A 562-nucleotide genomic window follows, 5' to 3' on the forward strand; every position below is an offset into this window, starting at 1 on the left:
CGAACCTTCCTCAGGAACCCTTAGGCTTTCGGCGGATCAGATTCTCACTGATCTTTTCGTTACTCATACCGGCATTCTCACTTGAATACAGTCCACCAGTCCTTCCGGTCTGACTTCGATCCGTATTCAACGCTCCCCTACCCAACATTGCTGCTGCCATAGCTTCGGTGGCGTATTTAGCCCCGTTACATTTTCGGCGCAGAGTCACTCGACCAGTGAGCTATTACGCACTCTTTCAATGGTGGCTGCTTCTAAGCCAACATCCTGGTTGTCTGTGCAACTCCACATCCTTTCCCACTTAACACGCACTGGGGGACCTTAGCTGATGGTCTGGGCTGTTTCCCTTTTGACAATGGATCTTAGCACTCACTGTCTGACTCCCGGACTACAGTTTGTGGCATTCAGAGTTTGACTGGACTTGGTAACCCTTGGCGGGCCCCGCACCCAATCAGTGCTTTACCTCCACAACTGAACATCCGAGGCTAGCCCTAAAGCTATTTCGGGGAGAACCAGCTATCTCCGAGTTCGATTGGAATTTCTCCGCTACCCCCACCTCATCCCC

At 52.0% G+C, this 562-nt stretch carries 1 rRNA gene; it reads right to left on the reverse strand.

What is annotated here, in order from left to right:
* Positions 1-562: ribosomal RNA gene (locus B5M41_RS26795) — 23S ribosomal RNA — on the reverse strand; the annotation flags it as partial.

It is taken from the genome of Shinella sumterensis (assembly GCF_004514425.2).
GTDB lineage: Bacteria > Pseudomonadota > Alphaproteobacteria > Rhizobiales > Rhizobiaceae > Shinella > Shinella sumterensis.